The 17,499-nt window shown below is 59.2% G+C and carries 16 protein-coding genes and 1 pseudogene; 7 read left to right on the forward strand and 10 right to left on the reverse strand.

The features are described 5' to 3' along the window. Positions 1-48: 48 nt before the first annotated feature. The gene (locus tag NXC24_RS08045; RefSeq protein ID WP_104825068.1) at positions 49-396 is read right to left on the reverse strand and encodes a lysozyme inhibitor LprI family protein; all 348 of its coding nucleotides are present in this window, start codon (positions 394-396) and stop codon (positions 49-51) included. 175 nt (positions 397-571) lie between these two features. Here NXC24_RS08045 and NXC24_RS08050 point away from each other — a divergent pair, with 175 nt between their 5' ends. Further along, positions 572-1,975 (forward strand): DegQ family serine endoprotease, encoded by a 1,404-nt coding sequence (locus NXC24_RS08050; RefSeq protein WP_104822803.1) that lies wholly within the window; start codon positions 572-574, stop codon positions 1,973-1,975. After that, positions 1,972-3,288 (forward strand): replication-associated recombination protein A, encoded by a 1,317-nt coding sequence (locus NXC24_RS08055; RefSeq protein WP_104822804.1) that lies wholly within the window; start codon positions 1,972-1,974, stop codon positions 3,286-3,288. The genes NXC24_RS08050 and NXC24_RS08055 overlap by 4 nt, the downstream gene beginning before the upstream one ends. Before the next feature lie 8 nt (positions 3,289-3,296). Here the strand turns inward: NXC24_RS08055 and NXC24_RS08060 are convergent, their stop codons facing one another. The 6 genes and pseudogenes from NXC24_RS08060 to NXC24_RS08085 all read right to left on the reverse strand — a co-directional run bounded on the left by NXC24_RS08060 (position 3,297) and on the right by NXC24_RS08085 (position 6,749). Next, positions 3,297-3,629 carry a DUF1883 domain-containing protein gene (locus NXC24_RS08060; RefSeq protein WP_104822805.1) on the reverse strand — a complete coding sequence of 111 codons (333 nt, stop codon included), beginning with the start codon at positions 3,627-3,629 and terminating at the stop codon, positions 3,297-3,299. Between the two features lie 110 nt (positions 3,630-3,739). Continuing rightward, positions 3,740-4,008, reverse strand: a pseudogene (locus tag NXC24_RS35665) (hypothetical protein). A 30-nt stretch (positions 4,009-4,038) separates the two neighbouring features. After that, positions 4,039-4,236, reverse strand: coding sequence for a hypothetical protein (locus NXC24_RS08070; protein ID WP_104822806.1), 198 nt, complete (start codon positions 4,234-4,236; stop codon positions 4,039-4,041). A 141-nt stretch (positions 4,237-4,377) separates the two neighbouring features. After that, positions 4,378-5,304 (reverse strand): 4-hydroxy-tetrahydrodipicolinate synthase, encoded by a 927-nt coding sequence (dapA, locus tag NXC24_RS08075; RefSeq protein WP_245463947.1) that lies wholly within the window; start codon positions 5,302-5,304, stop codon positions 4,378-4,380. 27 nt (positions 5,305-5,331) lie between these two features. Then, positions 5,332-5,559 carry a hypothetical protein gene (locus NXC24_RS08080; protein ID WP_104822808.1) on the reverse strand — a complete coding sequence of 76 codons (228 nt, stop codon included), beginning with the start codon at positions 5,557-5,559 and terminating at the stop codon, positions 5,332-5,334. A 173-nt stretch (positions 5,560-5,732) separates the two neighbouring features. Beyond that, a complete protein-coding gene (locus NXC24_RS08085; protein WP_104822809.1) occupies positions 5,733-6,749 on the reverse strand; it encodes a 2-dehydropantoate 2-reductase in 1,017 nt (338 codons plus the stop codon). Between the two features lie 313 nt (positions 6,750-7,062). Between NXC24_RS08085 and NXC24_RS08090 the strand changes: the two genes are divergently transcribed. From NXC24_RS08090 to NXC24_RS08105, 4 genes are read left to right on the forward strand one after another with little or no spacing between them, the layout of a single operon-like run. Next, entirely contained in the window at positions 7,063-8,511 is a 1,449-nt protein-coding gene (locus NXC24_RS08090; protein WP_104822810.1) for a hypothetical protein, read from the forward strand. Then, entirely contained in the window at positions 8,489-9,307 is an 819-nt protein-coding gene (locus tag NXC24_RS08095) for a hypothetical protein (protein ID WP_104822811.1), read from the forward strand. Before NXC24_RS08090 ends, NXC24_RS08095 begins: the two co-directional genes overlap by 23 nt. Continuing rightward, a complete protein-coding gene (locus NXC24_RS08100; RefSeq protein ID WP_104822812.1) occupies positions 9,307-10,332 on the forward strand; it encodes a hypothetical protein in 1,026 nt (341 codons plus the stop codon). The genes NXC24_RS08095 and NXC24_RS08100 overlap by 1 nt, the downstream gene beginning before the upstream one ends. Beyond that, entirely contained in the window at positions 10,326-11,339 is a 1,014-nt protein-coding gene (locus NXC24_RS08105) for an OmpA family protein (RefSeq protein WP_104822813.1), read from the forward strand. The genes NXC24_RS08100 and NXC24_RS08105 overlap by 7 nt, the downstream gene beginning before the upstream one ends. A gap of 24 nt (positions 11,340-11,363) precedes the next feature. On the opposite strand, the gene NXC24_RS08110 is transcribed toward NXC24_RS08105, so the two are convergent. After that, positions 11,364-12,986: an ABC-F family ATP-binding cassette domain-containing protein gene (locus NXC24_RS08110; protein ID WP_104822814.1), complete on the reverse strand. Its 1,623-nt coding sequence runs from the start codon at positions 12,984-12,986 to the stop codon at positions 11,364-11,366. Between the two features lie 153 nt (positions 12,987-13,139). On the opposite strand from NXC24_RS08110, the gene NXC24_RS08115 reads away from it, so the two are divergent. Next, on the forward strand, positions 13,140-14,345 hold the full coding sequence (locus NXC24_RS08115; RefSeq protein ID WP_245463948.1) for an alpha/beta fold hydrolase: 1,206 nt from the start codon (positions 13,140-13,142) through the stop codon (positions 14,343-14,345). Positions 14,346-14,612: 267 nt separating this feature from the next. On the opposite strand, the gene NXC24_RS08120 is transcribed toward NXC24_RS08115, so the two are convergent. Both NXC24_RS08120 and NXC24_RS08125 read right to left on the reverse strand, forming a co-directional pair. Beyond that, positions 14,613-16,412: a TniQ family protein gene (locus NXC24_RS08120; protein WP_104822816.1), complete on the reverse strand. Its 1,800-nt coding sequence runs from the start codon at positions 16,410-16,412 to the stop codon at positions 14,613-14,615. Between the two features lie 8 nt (positions 16,413-16,420). Further along, on the reverse strand, positions 16,421-17,488 hold the full coding sequence (locus tag NXC24_RS08125) for an ATP-binding protein (protein WP_104822817.1): 1,068 nt from the start codon (positions 17,486-17,488) through the stop codon (positions 16,421-16,423). Between the last annotated feature and the right edge of the window lie 11 nt (positions 17,489-17,499).

A 17,499-nucleotide genomic window follows, 5' to 3' on the forward strand; every position in this document is an offset into this window, starting at 1 on the left:
GCCCCGTCATGAGCTTGTCGAAGGGATGGGGAGAAGGTGGCATATGCTTTATAGCGGCCGATTGATCCGCTTATACGTCTCCTCCAGCGCTTTCAGCCGCTCGTCATAAGCGCCCTTGATGCAGGCGGCATCCGCGCCACAGGCCTGCCGCTTCTTCAGCCAGGCTGTCTGCTCGTCCTGCAATGTGCCGCGCGAGCCCATGGCCAGCAGGCCGGAGAGCAGGTCGAAGGTCGTCACCATCTTCACGTCGGCATCGTTGAGCGCCCTGTTATCGCAGATCGTCTTCTCGTCCGGCTGAAGGTTCGGCGACTCGCAATTGAAGCTCGCGGCCTGGGATGTGTTGGCCGCGGTGAGAGAGGTAACGAGAAAGATTGCCGCAAGGCTGGTTGATCGCATGCTTTTGCTCCATCTGCCGGTTTCCGAAACGAAATGCGCGATCACGCGTTTTTGTTCACAACGCCTGTTCTTCATGCGCGCAAGCGACCAATTATACTTCATGCTTCCGCCCTCTTTCCTTTCTAGCGTCGGACGCTACAACGTTGTTTCAAGAGCATTAAAGAAGGAAAATTCCATGCAGGTCCTGCTGAAGCGCACCGCCGTTTCGATGATCGCCCTCATCATGACGATGCCGCTTTCCGCCGAGGCGCAGACTGCGAAGTCTGTGCCGCAGAGCCAGATGCAAATGCAGCTTTCGTTTGCGCCGCTTGTCAAGCAGACGGCCGGCGCCGTGGTCAATGTCTATGCCGAGCGGATGGTGCAGCGGCAGTCGCCCTTTGCTGGCGATCCCTTCTTCGAACAGTTCTTCGGCCAGCGCATGCCGAATCGCACCGAGAAGCAGTCTTCGCTAGGGTCCGGCGTGATCGTCGAGGCGAATGGCACGGTCATCACCAACAATCACGTCGTCGACGGCGCTGACGATATCAAGATCGCGCTGTCGGACGGCCGCGAATTTCCCTGCGACGTCGTGCTGAAGGATGATCGGGTCGATCTCGCCGTTCTGAAGATCAAATCCAAGAACCAGAACTTCCCCGTCCTGCCGATCGGCAATTCCGATGCCGTCGAAGTGGGCGATCTCGTGCTGGCGATCGGCAATCCCTTCGGCGTCGGCCAGACGGTGACGAGCGGCATCGTGTCGGCGCTTGCCCGCAACCAAGTGAAGAACCAAGTCGGTTTCTTCATCCAGACTGACGCTTCGATCAATCCTGGCAATTCCGGCGGCGCTTTGACGAACATGACGGGCGAGCTGATCGGCCTCAACACCGCAATCTTTTCCCAGGGCGGGGGCTCGAATGGCATCGGCTTTGCCATCCCCGCCAATCTGGTCAAGGTTTTCCTCGCAGCCGCCGATCGTGGCGACAAGACCTTCGATCGCCCCTATATCGGCGCTTCCTTCGAACCGGTGACATCAGACGTTGCCGAAGCGCTCGGGCTGGACAAGGTGCGCGGTGCGCTGGTGACCAAGGTGGTCGATGGTGGGCCTGCAGCGAAGGCTGGCCTGAAGGCCGGCGAGGTCGTCACGGCCATCAACAATATCCCGGTCGAGCATCCGGACGCGCTTGGCTATCGCCTGACGACGGCCGGCCTCGGCGCCACCGTTGCTTTGACCGTTCTCGACAATGGCAAAGAGCATCAGGAGAGCATGACGCTTGCCGCGGCACCGGAATCCACGCCGCGGAACGAGAAGCTGATCCAGGGCAACAATCCCTTCTCGGGTGCGACCGTCGCCAACCTCTCGCCGCGCGTCGCCGATGAACTGCACCTGCCGGCGGATACGAACGGTGTCGTCGTCGAGAACCTGAAGGCGGATTCGCCGGCCGAGCGCCTTGGCTTTGCGCCGAAGGATATCGTCGTTTCCGTCAATGGCGTCGCGATCACCTCGACGGACGTGCTGCAGCAGGCCGTTACTGGCAGTCCGAGCTTCTGGCGCGTCGAAATCGAGCGTGACGGCCAACGCATCCGGCAGTTCTTCCGATGAGTGACGATCTGTTTGCACCAAGGATACCGGAGGAGGTCGCCAAGAGGCGGCCTCTTGCCGATCGTCTGCGGCCGCAAACCTTGGCCGATGTCACCGGCCAGCCACATCTGACGGGCGAGGACGGCGCGCTGCGGCGGATGATCGACTCCGGCTCGCTCGGCTCGATGATCTTCTGGGGGCCGCCCGGCACCGGCAAGACGACGGTGGCGCGGCTGCTATCGGGCGAGGCGGGCCTTGCCTTCGAGCAGATATCGGCAATCTTCTCCGGCGTTGCCGATCTGAAGAAGGTGTTCGAAACCGCGCGTCTGCGCCGCATGGATGGCCGCCAGACGCTGCTCTTCGTCGACGAGATCCATCGCTTCAACCGCGCCCAGCAGGATAGCTTCCTGCCCGTCATGGAGGACGGTACCGTCATTCTGGTCGGCGCGACCACCGAGAACCCGTCTTTCGAGCTGAATGCCGCTCTCCTGTCCCGCGCGCGCGTCCTGACATTTCGCCCGCATGACGAGGAAAGCCTGGAGGAGTTGCTGCGCCGCGCCGAGACGGCGGAGGGCCGGCCGCTGCCCTTGACCGAGGATGCTCGCGCCAGCCTCATCCGCATGGCCGATGGCGATGGCCGCTCCGTGCTGACGCTCGCCGAAGAAGTCTGGCGCGCCGCGCGCAAGGACGAGCTCTTCGATCCCGATGCGCTGGTCAAAATCGTGCAGCGCCGTGCGCCGGTCTACGACAAGGCGCAGGACGGCCACTACAATCTGATTTCGGCTCTGCATAAGTCGGTGCGCGGCTCTGACCCCGACGCGGCGCTCTACTATCTCGCTCGCATGTTCGATGCCGGCGAAGACCCGCTATATCTTGGAAGGCGGCTGGTGCGCATGGCGGTGGAGGATATCGGCCTTGCCGATCCGCAGGCGCTGGTCATCTGCAACGCTGCCAAGGACGCCTATGACTATCTGGGGTCGCCGGAAGGTGAATTGGCGCTGGCGGAAGCCTGCGTCTATCTCGCCACCGCCCCGAAGTCGAACGCCGTCTATACCGCCTTCAAGGCTGCCACACAGGCTGCCAAGCAGAACGGCTCGCTGCTGCCGCCCAAGCATATCCTCAATGCGCCGACGAAGCTGATGCGCACGGAGGGTTACGGCGACGGTTATCGCTATGATCACGACGAGCCCGATGCTTTTTCAGGCCAGAATTATTTTCCGGAGAAAATGGGCCGTCAGACCTTCTATGATCCGCCCGAGCGTGGTTTCGAGCGCGAAATCCGCAAGCGGCTGGATTGGTGGGCAAAGCTGCGCAAGGAGCGTGGTGAAGAGTAGATCCGATATCACCGAGCGGTGATGTTTTCCGAGGCGGCCTTCTGTATGCGCGGCGCGGGGGCCTTGTCGATCATCTTGACGCTCGATTCCGCCATGCCGTTATGGCCTTCCATATCGACCACCAGATGCCAATGGCCCGACTCGGGAATGGACAGCCGGATGGGCGATTTCTTGGCGACGCCGCCAAGGAACTGGTGCTTCAGAGTTTCCGTAAAGCGCTCGAAATTCGAGCTGTTCATCAACCGGACATTGGCGATGGCCGACAGCGTGATTTCGATCACGGTTCCGGCGCGCTGCTCGTTGAGATCATAGTGGCTGTAACGGAAGGCAGGCTTCGACATTGCTCTTTTACTCTGGTGACACCCGGCCGATATTCTACCCAAGCGTGGGTTAAGGAAGCGTTGGGCCGGGTGCATCTGGGACGGTCGAAGGCTGTTCGAATTGCTACGCCTTAATGCAGGTTTGGAAATGGCGTTGCGAAGCCGTCGAGATCGAGCACCGAGCCTTCGGGTGCGAGGCAGATATCGGCGGGATTATGATTGCACTCTTCGGCGGCAAAGTGCACTGCGGCCGCTTCGTTGGTGAAGAGCCCGCCGACGAGACCTTGCCGGTCCTGGACGATCAGGCGCCGCGCCGGTCGCGGCCGACTGTGAAGCGGGCGGGGGCCGGCGAGGCTGCGATGTGAGCCGAGCGGCGTTGAATATGCTGTGTGTCTGCCATGTGTTTTCCCTCGTAGATGGCTTCGTGTGCTCAATTGCCGGCCCAGTGCACCAGCATCTGGATGATGGCAGCGGCGAAGAAGACGAACGCCAGGCGCGGCGCGATGGCGCGCAGGCCGTTTAGCAGCGCATGCGAAGGGGTCGGACGCTTGGCGCCTCCGAGGGCAGCGGTACGAGGGCGTTGGAGCGGGTCGGCAGCAGTGCCGTATTGCATGTAGCGTGACATCATAGTTCCTTTCCAAGTGTCACTGGCGCTACGGTCGATTTTGAACGACGCAAGCGCCATGCAAATAAACTATGAGTGATCGGGTATGATTTCCATTTGGCAGGAAAGGCTAAAATATAAAAATCTCATAGGGATAGAGCGTTTTTATAATCCCAGGCGGAAAGTCAGCGGCGAGGGCGCGTGTCTATGGCAGCCAGCTTGAAGTAACGCCATCGTCGCCTGGATCACCGTATCCGTCTCGGTCTCGACGCCGGTTAGCGGCAGGCGCACGTCCGGGCTCATGTGCCGCATCAGAGAAAGGGCATGCTTTACCGTCGCCGGTTCGGGTTCGCGCGCAAGCGCCTTGAACAACAACCGAAGCCGATCGTCGATCAGCCGTGCCGCCGCCATATGGTCGCATCCGGCCGATAGCTGCATGGAATGGAAAAGCCGCGGCGCGATGTTGGCGGCGCTTGAAAACGAACCGCGTCCGCCGGCCATGGTGAAGGCGAGGGCGCTCGCATCATGGGCCGAATAGAGCGCGATCCTTTCCGGCAGCAAAGCACGCCATGCGCCGACGCGGGCGACGTCGCCGCTGCCGTCGGCAATGCCGATGATGGTCGGGATTTCCGCCAGCCGCGCGATTGTCGCCGGCATCAGGTCGATGGCGGTATGGGCAGGCAGGTTATGGATGATCAGCGGCAGATCGGTGCTGCCCGCCAACTGCTCGAAGTGATGGACTACGCCCTTCTGGCTTGGCTTGGAATAATAGGGAAGAGTGACGAAAGCGGCGTCGGCGCCGAGTTTCTGGGCTTGCCGCGTCTCCTTGATCGTCGCCGCCGTGTCATTGGTACCGGTGGCGACGATGACGGGGACCTTGCCCTCCGCCAGCTCGACGCAGATCTCGATGATCCGCACCCGCTCTGCTTCGGTTAGCGCAGGTCCTTCACCGGTCAAAGAGCAGGCAAGCAAACCGTCGATGCCGCTTAGCAATTGCCATTCCACATGCGCCATCAGGCCGACGGTATCGATCGCACCGCCGCGAAATGGCGTGACGAGTGCCGTGATCGCGCCGCCGATGCGCCTTTGCAAGGCCGGTCTCATCATCTCTTTGGCCGCTCAGAGAGCATGCAGCACGATGAAAAGCTCGAGGCCGCTTAGCAATAGCCCGAAGGCGAACATCGCATAGAAAGTGCGCCTTTCGCGAACCTGCCGGTTGCGAAGCCGCCGCTTCGGTTGGGCTTTGCCGACGGGGGCAGAAGCAGTGATGGGATGGCGTCTTTCGCGGCTGTCGCGCACAAGAGAACGGATGGCCTCGGTGAGATTGGGGGAATGTGTATCGAGCATAGCGTCTACCTCTGCATTCGATCCCGAGGGTAGCGCCGAGCAGCATAGGAAATCCATTCGAGGCAGAAGGCGAAGATATAGGCGAGATATAAAGACGCTGACGTGGTGCGAACCGCGCCACCGTTCTAAATGGCGGGAGCAATGCACCGAACCGCGCGGAGGGAGTGGCAGGCTTATCCCGCCGCCCGCAAGTTCTGCCGCTCCAACTCCGTCACCAGCGCCAGGATTGTCGCCGAGGTCGGCGTCGCGACACCGGTGAGCTTGCCAAGCGAGACGACCATGCCGACCAGCGGCGTGATTTCCAGCGCCTTGCCGGCCAGTAGATCCTGCAACATAGACGTGCGTACCGGGCCGATCTGGCGGGAGCGTTCGAGACGTTCTTCGACGGAAATCGCCAGACGCGCACCCAGGGCTTCCGCAACCGCCTGCACCTCGTTCATCACCTGGCCGACCATGACCGACAGAGCCGGATTGCCCATGATGTCGGACATCAGCGCCCGTGTCAGGGCGCTGATCGGATTGAAGGCGGCATTGCCCATCAGCTTGCTCCAGATCTCGTCGCGAATGCGCGGCGAGACCGAGGCATTGATCCCGCCTTGCTTCAAGAGAGCTGCGATCGCTTCGATGTCGCCAGTCGCCTCGCCAGAGGGCTCTCCGAGAACGAAATGGCCGTTGTTGCTGAGCTTGATCTCGCCGGGATTGATGACCTCGGCGCCTTGATAGGCGACGCAGCCGATAACGCGCTCAGGCCCGATCAACCGCCAGAGATCGCCATTCGGATCGAGCTCCTCCATCTGCCGCTCGGCATGACCGCTTAGCCGATCCCGATGAAAATACCACCAGGGTATGCCGTTCAGGACCATTACGACGCGCGTCCCGGCATGCAGGAGCCTGGCAAGTCCAGGGGCTGCCGCGCCGAGCTGGTGGCCCTTCAGCCCCGTTATCACCAGGTCCTGTGGCGGCAGTTCCGCCGGATCGTCGGTTGCGGTCACCTGTGCCACGAGCGGGCTCTCTGCCTGGGCCTCCCAGACCCGCAAGCCATCCGCACGAATGCCTTCCAAATGCCCGCCGCGCGCCACGACAGAAACAGTTGCCTGCCCCCTCAATCCCAAAGCCAGTTTCGCCGCAATTGCACCGCCGAGCGCACCTGCGCCATAGACGCAGATAGTTTTGAGGGAAGGGGATGCCATGGCCTTGATCTCCGGGGCTATACCGATCGGAGCAAGTTAGGTCACCGCCATGATTTGGCGAGCTGTTTATTGAGGTAATCGCAATTCTGCGGCCTTGAACCGCAGCTCAGCCGGCAAAGAGCCAACCTGGATCAGCCCAATACCATATCCTGATGAAACCAATATCGTCTTCAAGCCCGGCATTGTCTGTTCGGGCTATTCTTTACCACAATCGCATTTTAACGTCGGCGGGAATGCTGGACCAGAAACAACCAGTGCGGTATCGGTTTGTCGGTGGTCCTTTTAAAGTTGATCATGTCGCCGAGGAAGATCATTGCGTTTCGAAGCCTTAAACCGCATCTGGGAGACTGCTCGGGAGACCAGCCATGATTTTCGGGCCTCTACCGATGTGTTTCCCGTTGTCGATGTCGAGAAGCTGGGCACGACGCTTAGCCTGAAGGAGCAGGGCGCGGCCAACGGCAGTCTCAACCGGCCGGGGCAAAGCGCTCAGTCCCTCGATGAAACCGAGCAGCGTATCATCGCTTGGGTCGAGGCGGAGAAGAAAAGCTCTTATCAGGTCCTCGAAGATCAGTTCCAGACCTTCGACAGCCGCTTGCGCAATCTCGATTTCGAAGGCCAATTCGGACTGATCCGGCAGGCGAATGCGTCCAGCGTTTCAGATTTCAAGGCGGAGGTCGCAAGCGGCGTCGACGAGCTGCATGGCCTGCGCCGCAATTTGAAGACTGCCGAGGACGAGATGGTGGACTTCAAGTCCCGGCACAGGCTGCAGCGCGCGGCGAAGGTCTCCAGCAAGGCGGCCTGGGGCTTCAAGGTCGCGCTGATCGTCTTCCTCGTCCTCATCGAGATGGTGATGAACGGCAGCTTCCTCGCCAAGGGAAGCGAGCAGGGGATTGTCGGCGGCGTCACGGAAGCGGCGGCCTTCGCCTTTGTGAACATCGGCTCGGCACTGATGTTTTCCTTCTTCTGCGTTCGCTTCCTCGTGCATCGTTCGTTTTTCCTGAAGCTGCTCGGTCTGTTTGGCCTAGTCGCCTATGTCGCCGTAGCGCTCGCGATCAACATCGCACTGGCGCATTACCGCGAAGTGTCGGCAACCATTCTGACCGGTGCCGGAGCCGAGGTAATGCAACGGCTGAAGGCCGCGCCGCTGGGTCTGCAGGAGCTGAATTCCTGGATGCTGTTTGCCGTCGGCCTGATGTTCTCGCTCTTCGCCTTCATAGACGGCTGTTACCTGACAGATCCCTATCCAGGCTTTGCCGGCGTGCAGAAACGCCTCGATGCGGCGAGAAGTAACTACATCGACCGCAAGCTCGATCTGATCGACGATCTTCGGGATATCCGCGATGAACACAATGGCAAGATCGAAGAGATCATCCGCGATCTCAGCATGCGCCGGCAGGAGACCGCCGCCATCATCGCCCATCGCGCCCGAACGGCCGGCCTCTTCATCGAACATCAAAATCATCTCGAGCGCACCGCCAACACGCTTCTGACCGTCTATCGCGAGGCCAACCGAGGCACGCGCACGGAGCCGGAGCCGGCCTATTTCTCATCCGGCTATCAGCTTGAGCGCCTGATGCCCGTTCTGCAGACCGGAGAGGAATGGGACGACAAAGTGCTTGGCGAGCGCATTCAGAGCGCGCAGGCCGAGCTGACCCAGCAGATCAAGCGAATCGGCGACGAATTCGAAAGCGCCATCGAGAAATACCACAAGCTCGATAATCTTTTCCCGGAGAGCATCATTGGCACGACGCAAGCGGCGTAGCCGAGGTGGCAGCTCGGCCGGTCTTATCATGGCGACGGTTTGCCTCGCCGTTCTGTCCCTCGGTATTGTCGGCGCCTATGGCTGGCTGCGCTACAAGGCGAGCGGCAATGTCGCGGTCGACCAGGCTTCGCTCTGCCCGGTGGATGGACCGAAGGCGGAAACGGCGATCCTGCTCGACGTCACCGATCCGATCTCGGACACGACGGCGCTCGACCTGCGCAATCAGTTCCAGAAGATCGTGGCCGATGTGCCCGTCGGCGGCGCAATCGACATTTATGCGCTGACGGAGAAGGAGGGCGAGCTTATCCAGACCTTCCATGGCTGCAACCCTGGAAGCGGCGCCAATGTCGACGAGTGGACCAGCAATCCGCGCCTGGCGCAGGCGCGTTGGGAAAAAGGCTTCGCAAAGCCGCTTGCCGATATCGCCGGCAAGCTGAGCGTCGGCGAGGCCGGCAAGCAATCGCCGATCATGGCCGGCATCCAGAAGATCAATCTGGAGGTCTTTGCGAGCGCTGCCGGCGGCATTCCGAAACATCTCTACATCGCCTCCGACATGATCGAGCATACCGACGCCTTCTCGAACTATCGCGACGGCGCCTCCTACCAGAAATTCCAGCAGAGCCCCGCGCGGAATAAATTCCGGACGTCACTGGATGGTGTCATGATCAAGATCCTCGCCTTTCAAAGGCCGAACATGAAGTTCAGTATGGAGGATCTGGCAAATTTCTGGGCGCAGTGGATCAAGGGCAATAATGGCGATTTCGACGGCTTCATCCGATTGGAGGGGATACGCTGATGGCCGATGTTGAGGCGAGGCTAGCCATGCGCGACTACGGGCCGATGGTCCTCTTCGCGCTGGTCACCGTCGGCGGCATGATCTTCATCTGGACGTCCAAGCTTCTGGGCTGGCCGCTGCCGATCGTCACCGGCGTGCCGCTGCTGTTGATGGCGGTCTATTTCGTGGTCTCGCTGGCTTTCGCCGGATTTCGCCTGCACAACGAGCAGGCGGGCGACAATCTCTACTACATGGGATTTCTGTTCACCCTGTCGAGCCTCGGCGTATCGCTCTACCTCTTTGCCGGCGAGACCTCGATCGAGACGATCGTCCGCAATTTCGGTATCGCCGTCACCTCGACCATCGCCGGCGTGACGCTGCGTATTCTCTTCAACCAAATGCGGCGCGATCCGATCGACATAGAGCGCAGCGTCCGCCACGAACTGGCCGAAATGACGCGGCGCGTGCGCACGGAGCTGGATTCGTCGTCACGTGAATTTTCTCACTACCGGCGCGTCAGCAATCAGATGCTGTCGGAAGGTTTCGAGGAGATCGCGCGCCAGGCGGAACGCAACGGCGAGGAAATTCAGAAGATCCTGGAGGTCTTGGCGAAGCAGGCGGTCAAACCCATCAACGAGGCGGCCGCGCAACTGACGGAAACGACGTCGCAACTCGCCGAGATCATCGACAAATTCGGCACGGCGGTCGAAACCGTCGGCAAGAAACTTGAGGAGATTCATTCGCCTGAGGATGTCGTCCGCGCCCAGTTGGCGCCGGCGATCGCTGCCATCAAGGAGATGGCTGAGGCGCAATTGCAGCCACTGAAAAATATCGAACAGACACTGAGCCGTATGGCCGATATGCCGGGCCGATCGCTGCCGCCTGAGCCCAAACCGCTCGATCTGCAGGCGGAAAAACCGTCAGATCATCCGGTTGCATCCGTGGACGATGAAGTGCTCTCCGAGCCTGTCACGGTCCTCTCGGCCAATGAAAACGAACCGCCGGCCGATAAGGTGCGACGCAAACGCCGGTGGTATCTATGGTGATGCGCGTCTCGGACACCACGCCGAAGCTGGAACACAAGGGCTATAATCGTGGCCTCATCCTCGGCCTGACCATGGCCGAATCCATGCTGCTGCTGGTCTTCTGCCTGCTTCTGGTGGCAGCGGCGATGATTTCGGCGGAGAGGAATCATCGCTACGAGACCGAGCGGAAACTGAAAGACGCCGAGCAACGGCTCGTGCTCCTGGAAAAGAGGCAGTCCGAACAGGCGGCGCGCATCGTGCAATTGCAATCGAAGCTGATTTCCGGCGATCTCTCGGCGGCGGACCGCGCAACGCTGGAAAAGGAATGGCGTGAATTGGTGGTCGCGCGCGACACGCTGGACAGCATGGGCGCTGATGGCACGAAGCCGGAGGATCTGCAGGAGCTTGCCAAACTCGCGGAAGTGCTGAAGCAGCATGGCGTCGATCTTTCCAAGGCGCCCGACACGGTAGCCAAGCTTTTGGCAGGCGAGCGTTCTGGAAAGGGGGCCCATGATTGGCCGCCGATCATCAATCTCGACGACGCCAAGAAGAACTATTTCCAGTCGGGCAGCGCCGAATTGACCAAGACTTTTGAACGGATGCTCGACACCACGATCTCGAATGAGATTGCCAGCAACTTGAGCCTCTATGACGCTGACATTGTCGAGGTGATCGGCCACACGGACGAACAGCGGGTATCGCGGGGAAGCTCGAATCTCGACGATACGCTGATCGGGGCGATGGATGGCAAATTGCCGATATCGGCAGTCGAGCCGGCTGATAATGCCGGGCTGGGACTTGCGCGCGCCATCGCTGTGGCCAATGTCCTCAAGGCCAATCCGAAGCTGAAGAACGTCACCATCTTGCCGATGTCGGCCGCGCAACTGATCCTGCCCGGCGATACGATCACGGCAGGGCAGGCGGGTTCCGTGGAATCCCGCCGGCGCATCGAAATCCGGGTACGCGGCAGGACCACGCCCGTTGCCGTGATCAATGATGCAACGGCGGTTCCCATCAGCATACGCTAGCTACGTGTCCCAGCCAGACGCGGCTTAACTCCGCAGGCCCGGAGCCTCATGGCCCGTGCGCGCCACATATTCGGTGTAGCCGCCGCCATATTGGTGAATGCCCTCGGGCGTCAATTCCAGCACGCGGTTGGACAAAGCGGCCAGGAAATGCCGGTCGTGCGAGACGAACAGCATGGTGCCTTCATATTGCGACAGGGCCTGGATCAGCATTTCCTTCGTATCGAGGTCCAGATGGTTCGTGGGCTCGTCCAGCACGAGGAAATTCGGCGGGTCGAAGAGCATCATTGCCATGACAAGCCGCGCCTTTTCGCCGCCCGACAGCACCCGGCACTTCTTCTCGACATCATCGCCGGAGAAACCGAAGCATCCCGCCAGCGCGCGCAAGGAGCCCTGTCCCGCCTGCGGGAACTCGTGTTCGAGCTGCTGGAAGACGGTGCGTTCGCCGTCCAGCAAGTCCATGGCGTGCTGGGCAAAATATCCCATCTTCACACTGGCGCCCAAAGCGACGCTGCCTTCGTCCGGCTGCGTCGAGCCCGCGACCAGCTTCAGCAGGGTGGACTTGCCGGCGCCGTTGATGCCCATGATGCACCAGCGCTCCCTGCGCCGCACCATGAAGTCCAGTCCTTCATAGATGACGCGACTGCCGTACTTCTTGTGAACGCTCTTCAGGTTGACCACGTCTTCGCCAGAGCGCGGTGCCGGCTGGAATTCGAAGGCGACGGTCTGACGCCGTTTCGGCGGCTCGACACGATCGATCTTCTCCAGCTTCTTGACGCGGCTCTGCACCTGCGAGGCATGCGAGGCGCGTGCCTTGAAGCGTTCGATGAATTTGATTTCCTTGGCCAGCATCGCCTGCTGGCGCTCGAACTGGGCCTGCTGCTGCTTTTCGTTCTGCGCCCGCTGCTGTTCGTAGAATGCGTAGTCGCCCGAATAGCTGCTCAATGAGCCGGCGTCGATCTCGATGATCTTGGTGACGATGCGGTTCATGAACTCGCGATCGTGCGACGTCATCAGTAGCGCGCCCTCATAACCCTTCAGGAATTCTTCCAGCCAGATGAGGCTTTCCAGATCCAGATGGTTGCTCGGCTCGTCGAGAAGCATGACATCGGGGCGCATCAGGAGAATGCGGGCGAGCGCCACGCGCATCTTCCAGCCGCCCGACAGCGCGCCGACGTCGCCGTCCATCATCTCCTGGCTGAAGCTGAGGCCCGCCAGGACTTCGCGAGCGCGTCCTTCGAGCGCATAGCCGTCCAGCTCCTCGTAGCGTGCCTGCACTTCGCCATAGCGCTCGATGATCTCGTCCATCTTGTCGGCCTGGTCCGGATCGACCATGGCGGCTTCCAGCTCGCGCAGCTCGGCGGCAACCGCACTGACGGGGCCTGCGCCTTCCATCACTTCGGAGACGGCACTGCGGCCCGCCATTTCGCCAACGTCCTGATTGAAGTAGCCGATGGTGACGCCCTTATCGACGGAAACCTGCCCCTCATCGGGCAGCTCCTGTCCCGTGATCATCCGGAAAAGCGTCGTCTTGCCGGCCCCGTTGGGACCGACGAGCCCGACGCTTTCACCCCTGTTGAGCGCCGCGGACGCCTCGATGAAGAGGATGCGATGGCTGTTCTGCTTGCTGATGTTTTCGATACGAATCATGTCTACGCGAGGCCCGAAGAAAGTTTTGGCGCCTTATGCCACGGGTCGTGCGCTCTGTCGCAGCTTTTTGGGAAGGAGAATGATATCCGTTGCAGATCGGTGTTCATGGCTGGCGATTTCTGAGGTCCGGAGCAGCCATTCACAGGTGCTTGATTGAAGGGCCGGCCGTCTTCAGGCCGACGAAAAGTCGAGATAGTCGATCGTGCACTTTCCTCAGCCGAGTTTTTGCAAATGGACATTCTGGGAAGCATCCGGACCAGGGCCTGTATCCTACTGTCAATGGCAGCATTGTTTGCAACCGGCATATCGAGTGAGGCATGGCCTGCCAACGCAGCCTCTCAACATGCGCGGCTCCATGAACCGGTCAAGCAGGTCGCGGATCAACGCCTGCTGATCGATACAGCGGAGGGGAAAGGGGAAATGCCCCTCTACGCGGATCATGCGATTGATGCGGCAGCACCCGACGTGACGAAAGTGCTGATCGTGATCCACGGCACGCTTCGAAACGCCGATGCCTACTATGCCGCCGGCCAGAGGCTGCTCGCAAAAGCAGGTGATTTGGCGAAGGGAACCATGGTTGTCGCACCTCAGTTCCTGATAAGATCCGATGCCAAAGCTTTCTCGCTGTCCGCCCAGACCCTGGCCTGGACGCAGAGCGGCTGGAAGAGCGGTGAGCCGGCACGCCAAGCCGCGCCGATTAGCTCCTTTTCTGCGCTTGATGCCTTGCTTCAGCATTTCGCGGATCGCCGCTTGTATCCTTCGCTGAAGTCTGTCGTCGTAATGGGTCATTCGGCGGGCGCTCAACTGGTGCAGCGCTATGCGGTGGTCGGACGGGAGGCGGAAACCTTGGCGAGCGACGGCGTCTCCGTTCGCTACCTGGTCGCCAATCCATCGAGCTATTTGTATTTCGACAACGAGCGGCCGGCCGCACCGGATCAATCCGGCGGTTTGGCTTCATGCCCGAAGGCGACGCAATGGCGATACGGGCTGACGTCCGCACCGCAATATGTGTCCTCGCAAAATCCCAGGGATATGGAGGCCGCATATGCCGCGCGGAACGTTATCTACCTGCTGGGTGAGGCCGACACCAACCCGTACACCCATTTCATCGACCGCTCCTGCGCCGCGATGGCGCAAGGCCCTTACCGGCTTGCACGCGGGCTGACCTATTTCGACTATATGGAAAAGCGGCATCCGTCCGACCTCAACCAGAAGGTCGTAGAGGTGCCCGGCGTCGGACATGACGAGGAAGCGATGTTCACATCGGATTGCGGCATCGCGGTATTGTTTGATCGACCGATGCCGCCATCTTGCCCGGTCATCGACGGGACGGCAAAAGGATCGGGAGCGTTACCGTAACTCCTCTTCTTGGATTATCGATTTCCCCTCGGAATGGATCTAATTCAGTCGAATTAAAAGCCCCGAAAGCGAGAGCTTCGGGGCTTTCCAATGTCTACAGTTTCAATCTGTCGCGTCCAAATCTACTTTTCCCTGGGCGGCTGCTTTTGAAAGCCAGTCCCACCATCTTTTCCAAAATTGTTCTCCTTCATCCAAAATACTTTTCCTGAAGATGCCAAAAAAAACCGGCTGACGGCCGGGTTGGTTTGAAAATGAAACGGGCGTCAACTAAGGCAATTCAGCGCGACGGTAAAACGTACTGCCAACGCTCTCTTTGGTTATCACTGGCAGGATACCAGCGGCGGTCAGATCTCTCTTCATGCCCGCGAAATGACGTTGCCGCTCTTTGGCGTAGGCAATCAGTGTCACGTACTCAGCGGCAAACCTGTCAGCGACTTCCGGCCGGACGATGCGTTGGAGGCATCTGTTGACCGGGTTGATCGCATGCTCAGCCTCTATGAAGCCTTGGTCGATCAGCGCCGCCAATACAGGTCGCGCCAACCTTAATCTTTTCTCCGCATCCGAAAGACTGAGGCCGCCATGATCTGGCAGCATTGTGAGACGACGGATTTCCTCAACATCAAATCGAAAGGCGTCAAGGCCCATTTTGCCAGGGTTAGTTGACACGTTTTTCAAACTGCCGCCTAGCATGAGATCGAGGATTTCCTCGAAGCGACAGTTCGCCGCCTTAACCGCTTCTGCAAATGTGAGGTATCCGGCCTCCTGATTGAACTCTCTTGTCACGCATTTGGTAGCTCGATCTAGAAAACCATCCAGATCCCTTTTGAAATAGAATGGGGTCAAGCTGACGTCTGGTCCGCTTGCTAGTGCCAGCTCAACATAGTTCCCTCTGGCCAAGGTTCGCCAGAGTGTTCGCCCCGTGGAAAGATACTCTCGCGCTGCAGCTGGCTTCATGCTCGATGTAAAATCCTCCATCAATTCGTCCACCCGCGCTGCAGCAAAAACGGTGCGACTGTCCGTCGCAATAGATTGGTTCGCGTCCAATAATCCCGCTTTGACAAGGAGCTTTCTGACGGTCGCCGCGTGGATGCCATATTGGCGTGAGGCGGAGTGGATCGAATGTAATCGGCGCACCGTTACGGGGCCGAAAAGCTCGGCTCCAATTGCAAAGGGGACTGACGACAAAGCGACATCCCGCATAATATCGCGGATGCCGTCGTAGGCGGCGTCGTCGATTTCAAATGCCAGTCGTTCGTACAGTCTGCCGTAGAGCAGACGGCCGCCAAAGCTACTCTCTTGTTTCCAAAAATCGATATGGAGGGACCGCAAAAAATCGCGGAATGAATCTTCACCCGGAGAGAGGATCTCGAACCCGGTCTGCGCGCACTTGATCCAATCAATTTCACTGATTTCTTCGGCAAAGTAGCTCTTGCCGAATAGCTTAGTCGCCCCGACCATTTCGCACAGTTTCCCGGCCACAAACAATGGTAGCCGATCGAGCCAAGACTTCCGCTCCGATCGGCCCCATAACCGGTCTTCAATGTAGGCCTCGAAGGGACTGAACTGCTGTGGTTCGTTCTGAAAGGTGGCAGAAGGCCTAGCGGCAATCATCGCCGCAATATTGTGAGAACCAGCTAGAGCTGAGATGTCCGTTTGAAGGAGTGGTACATGGTGCTTTGAGCAGGTGCGGACGTGGATGACACACCAATGAAGGCGACCATAGGTCCTGCACAGAGGATCGCCCGTGCGCGTTTTGATATCGTCTTCGATACAGTGGGGACAGTATCGAAGACGATATCGATGAAAGGAGGCTCTGGAGAGAGCTTCGCCATTGATTTGCACGTGCCTGTCGATGCGCTCGACGTGTCTGCTGCCGATTTCGATCGACGTATGCCCTGCCAGATCTAGGACCCTTCGAATTTCTGACAGCTCGCCGTCGATGATCCGACGATAGCTGAGCCCCATATGACGGCAGAATTCCCAAACGTCCTCTACGAAATTCGCGATCGCGAGCCGCGAGACGAAACTGGTGATGGTTTCGTCTTCATAAAAGGGTACCGTCAGCATCAACCTTCTCACCGGGGCCGATCTCCCGCCTTCCTTGCCTTTCCGGCGACGTTTTGGAGATCTTTCTTAGGATTCTTGGTTTTGGCGGCACCGCTCGGCAAGTTTTTCCAATTGCTCTGTTCAAAGATGTTTGTGTCGATCGAGCAGCCGGTCGCGTTGTGATAAGCCTGCGCGAAATCGATCGTTGTAACGGTTTTGCGGTCGCCCAATGACATAACAAGCTCGACCGATGACATAATCAGCTTGAATATTGCTCCGGTATTTCCTTCGCTAGCGTGAATGAGACGCTTGCTGACGTCGTCGACCGGAAGATTTCGCAATTCTAATCCTGCGTGTTCGGAGATGATGGTCTTGATCCAGGTGCTGACAATTGGATATTTTGTAGCTGGAATTGGCATCAGTTTTTGGATCTTAGAGCGGTTTTGGATCTGCTCCTCGGCCTCTCGTAATTTCTCCAGGATGGGCATGCCAGCCAGAATAAGTCTGACGGGCCAGTGCTCGTTGTCCACAAGGTTGATCAACGTATCCCAGACCTTACTCTGTTCGTACCAATCGTCGAGCTTCATGACACGCTGAGCTTCCTCGATCACGACGAACATGACTCCGCGCCGCGCGAGTTGCCCTGGAACCAATGGCCACACATACGTTTCTTTCGCATCGCTCCTGATTGGATAGCCAACAGCCTCCAGCAGCAATATGCCAATGTTGCGGAGCGAACATGGATTGGGGGCGCGAATTCTCACGATCGGGTTGACTGGCCTGCCGTACTCGTCGTGACGCAGTGCAAACGCTGGATCGGTAGCGATCGCGTGTTTGATCATTTTGGATTTTCCCGCATCGCTGCCTCCCACGACGAAGAGAATCTTTCTCTCCTTGTCGTCATCCGCTTGCGGCGACAACAAGCTCATTTTTTGCGCGTGCACGAGGTCGGCAAAAATTGCATCACGGGGCTCGATTGCGCAGTGTTGGGCTCGGAGATTGGCCATGAAGTCACTGAGGTCCAAGTCTTTGGGTGCCATAGTGCTACGAAGATGTTCGATTGATGCGCGTCGCAGGTTTAGCAGAGAGGGTTCCATCACTCGTTTCT

The sequence above is a fragment of the Rhizobium sp. NXC24 genome, assembly GCF_002944315.1.
Taxonomy (GTDB): Bacteria; Pseudomonadota; Alphaproteobacteria; order Rhizobiales; family Rhizobiaceae; genus Rhizobium.